Genomic DNA, 3,959 nt, shown 5'->3' with positions numbered 1-3,959 from the left:
CATGTTGGGTGCGGCATGTGCGGGCGGCGGTGCGGTTCGCCGACGGTATCCGCACCCTGGCCGGTGAGGGTGTGAACGTATTCCTGGAAGCCGGGCCGGGCGGGGTGCTGACCGCGATGGCCGAGGAAACCCTCGAAGAGCACGAGGAGTCCGGCACGCCGCGGCTGGTTGTGCCGCTCCTGCGTCAGGACCGTCCCGAGCCGCGGTCCCTCACCACCGCCCTGGCGCGGGCCTACGTCCACGGCGCCGACGTCGACTGGACGGCGCTGCTGCCGGGCGGGCGGCAGGTCGAGCTGCCCACCTACGCCTTCCAACGCCGACGCTACTGGCTGGAGGACACGGCCTCCGCCTTGGGCGATCCGGACGCCCTGGGACTTGCCTCGGCGCAACACCCCGTACTCGGCGCGGCCGTACGCCTGGCGGACGATCAGGGCGCCGTGCTGACCGGGCGGCTTTCCCTGCGCACGCACCCATGGCTGGCGGACCACGCGATCGGCGGCACGGTCCTCTTCCCGGGGACCGGGTTTGTGGAGCTGGCCGTGCGGGCCGGGGACGAGGTCGGTTGCCCGCGTCTGAAAGAACTCACCTTGGAGATGCCTCTGGTCATCCCCGAGGAAGGCGATGTCGCCCTTCAGGTCCGCATCGGTGCGCAGGACGAGTCCGGGTGGCGGCCGGTCAGTGTGCACTCGCAGGCCGGGCCGGACGAGGAGTGGGTCGGGCACGCTCGCGGGGTGCTGGCGGCCGGGTCTGGTGTCGAGGGCTTCGATCTGGCGGTGTGGCCTCCGGCTGATGCGGATCCGGTGCCGCTGGAGGGGTTCTACGAGGATCTGGCCGCGTCCGGCTATGACTACGGGCCGGTGTTCCAGGGGCTGCGGGCGGTGTGGCGGCGCGGGGACGAGGTGTTCGCCGAGGTCGGCCTGCCCGAGGAGCAGGCCGAAGGCGCGGGTGGGTTCGGTATCCATCCCGCGCTGCTGGACGCCGCCCTGCACGCGGCGCTCGCCAACGCCGAGGCCCCGAGCGACCAGGTCCGGCTGCCGTTCGCGTGGACCGGGGTGTCCCTGTTCGCCACCGGCGCCACGGCGGCACGTATCCGTCTGACCTTCACCGGCGCTGATGCGGCGTCGGTCGAGATGGCGGATGCCGAGGGCCGCCCGGTGGCTTCGGTCGACGCACTGGTCTCCCGACCGGTGTCCAGGAAACAGCTGTCGGGATCGCAGGCGGGTGGCGGGCAAGGAACGCTTCTGGGCGTGGAGTGGGTCCCCGCCCCAACGGCGGATACGCCGTCGTCCACCGGGTGGGCGATGCTGGGCGACCCCGTACGGCCTGACGGGGTCAGGCACCCGGACTACATGGTTCTGGTCTGTCCGCCTCCGGCTGATGACGACCTCGCGCGAGGAACGGGCCGCGCCGTCGGCGAAGTGCTCGATGCGGTTCAGGCGTGGCTGGCGGATGAGTCGGCCGTCGGTTCGCGGTTGGTCGTGGTGACGCGTGGGGCCGTGGGGGTGGGCTCCGGTGACCGGCTGTCCGGTCTGACGCATGCCGCGGTGTGGGGTCTGGTGCGGTCGGCGCAGACGGAGCATCCGGGCCGGTTCGTGCTGGTGGATGTGGACGACGCGGCTGCGGTGGCCGATGTCCTGCCTGCGGCGTTGGCCGCGGGTGAGCCGCAGGTGGTGGTGCGGGACGGGCGGGTGTGGGTGCCGCGTCTTGCCCGGGTGACGGCCACGGAGGAGCCGGCCGTGTCCCCGGTCTGGGATGCCGAGGGGACGGTGTTGATCACCGGGGGGACCGGGGCGCTGGGCGGTCTGCTGGCCCGTCATCTGGTGGAGAAGTACGGGGTGCGCCATCTGCTCCTGGCCAGTCGTCGAGGCCTTGATGCTCCTGGTGCGCGGGAGATGGAGGCGGAGCTGCTCGGGGTGGGGGCGGCGTCGGTGTCGATGGTGGCCTGCGATGTGGCTGACCGCCGGGCGGTGGACGCTCTGGTGGCCGGGGTGCCGGCGGAGTATCCGCTGCGTGCGGTGGTGCACGCGGCGGGGGTGCTGGACGACGGTACGGTCGCGGCCCTCACGCCGGAGCGGCTGGACACCGTACTGCGGGCCAAGGTGGACGCCGCCGTCAACCTGCACGAAGCGACCCACGGCCTCGGCCTGACCGACTTCATCCTCTTCTCCTCCGTTGCCGGGATCTTCGGTGGCCCGGGCCAGGCGAACTACGCCGCCGCCAACACCTTCCTCGACGCTCTGGCTCAGCGGCGCGCAGCGGAGGGCCTGCCGGGGCTCTCGCTTGCCTGGGGCCTGTGGGACCAGGACGGAGGTATGACCGGCCAGTTGGACCAAGCGGCGCGGGCGCGTATCTCGCGTTCCGGTCTGACCCCCATACCCGCGCGACAGGGATTGAGCCTGTTCGACATGGCGGCGCGCGTGCGCGACCGGGCTGTGCTGGTACCCGTTGCCGTGGACATGGGCGTGCTGCGGGCCCAGGCCGGGACTGGCACCTTGCCGCCGCTGCTGCGCAACCTGGTCCCCGCCCCGGTACGGCGGACCGCGGCCACTGCCGAGGCCGGCGGACAGGGGGCCGGATCCCCGCTGGTGCAGCGGCTGGCCGAACTCACCGCGCCGGAACAGGAGCGACTGCTCCTGGACCTGGTCCGTACCCATGCCGCGGCGGCGCTCGGACACACGAAACCGGACGCGGTGGGGCCGCAGCGCGGGTTTCTGGAACTGGGCTTCGACTCGCTGATGGCGGTAGAACTCCGGAACCGTCTCAGTGCGGCAGTCGGCCTTCGCCTCCCCTCGACCTCGATCTTCGACCACCCGACCCCGCTCGCCCTCGCCCTCGCGCTTCGGTCCGAGCTGGTGGGTTCGGAACGAAGTGCGCCTGCCGCGCAGGGCGCAGCGGTCGCCACAGTCCCCACAGCCGCCGACGAGCCACTGGCGATCATCGGCATGGCCTGCCGCCTCCCCGGCGGAATCGATTCCCCGGAGGCGCTGTGGCGGCTCGTGGACGAGGGCCGGGACGTGGTGTCCGCTTTCCCGGACGACCGCGGCTGGAATGTAGAGCAGCTGTACGACCCGGATCCGGACGCGCGCGGCAAGAGCTACGCATACGAAGGTGCGTTCGTCCACGACGCCGGTGACTTCGACGCGGAGCTGTTCGGGATCTCGCCGCGTGAAGCGCTGGCGATGGATCCGCAACAGCGGCTGCTGTTGGAGGCGTCCTGGGAAGCGTTCGAGCGGGCCGGGATCGACCCGGCGGCCGTGCGAGGCCACCAGGTCGGTGTGTTCGCTGGTGCCATGGCCCCGGACTACGTCTCAAGGCTCAACAAGGTGCCCGAGGACGTCGAGGGCTACACGATGACAGGCAGTACCGCCAGCGTCATCTCTGGCCGGATCTCGTATGCCTTCGGTCTTGAGGGCCCGGCGGTGACGGTGGACACGGCGTGTTCGTCGTCGCTGGTGGCGCTGCACCTCGCCGGCCAAGCACTGCGCGCCGGCGAATGCTCGATGGCTCTGGCGGGCGGAGTCACGGTGATGGCCAGCCCTCAGGAGTTCATCGAGCTGAGTCGGCAGCGTGGGCTGGCCCGGGATGGCCGGTGCAAGGCCTTCTCGGCGGACGCTGACGGCGTCGGCTGGGGCGAGGGTGTGGGTGTGCTGGTGCTGGAGCGGTTGTCGGATGCCCGGCGGAACGGGCATCGGGTGCTGGGGGTGGTGCGTGGCAGTGCGGTGAATCAGGACGGGGCGAGTAGTGGGCTTACGGCGCCGAATGGGCCGTCGCAGCAGCGGGTGATCCGGGCGGCGCTTGCCAGTGCGCGCCTGGAGGCCGGGGACGTGGATGTGGTGGAGGCGCATGGCACGGGGACGACGCTTGGGGATCCGATTGAGGCGCAGGCGTTGCTGGCGACGTATGGGCAGGACCGGCCGGTGGATCGGCCGTTGTGGCTGGGGTCGGTGAAGTCGAATATC

At 71.5% G+C, this 3,959-nt stretch carries 1 protein-coding gene; it reads left to right on the top strand.

All coding sequences use genetic code 11. The features are described 5' to 3' along the window. On the top strand, nucleotides 1-3,959 hold a 3,959-nt coding region (locus tag G6048_RS47195), incomplete at both ends, for a type I polyketide synthase (protein WP_165345769.1).

This window comes from Streptomyces ureilyticus, from assembly GCF_011045025.1.
Classification (GTDB): domain Bacteria; phylum Actinomycetota; class Actinomycetes; order Streptomycetales; family Streptomycetaceae; genus Streptomyces; species Streptomyces ureilyticus.
The sequence above is the reverse complement of the archived record's forward strand: the minus strand, read 5'-3'. Positions and strand labels throughout refer to the sequence as shown.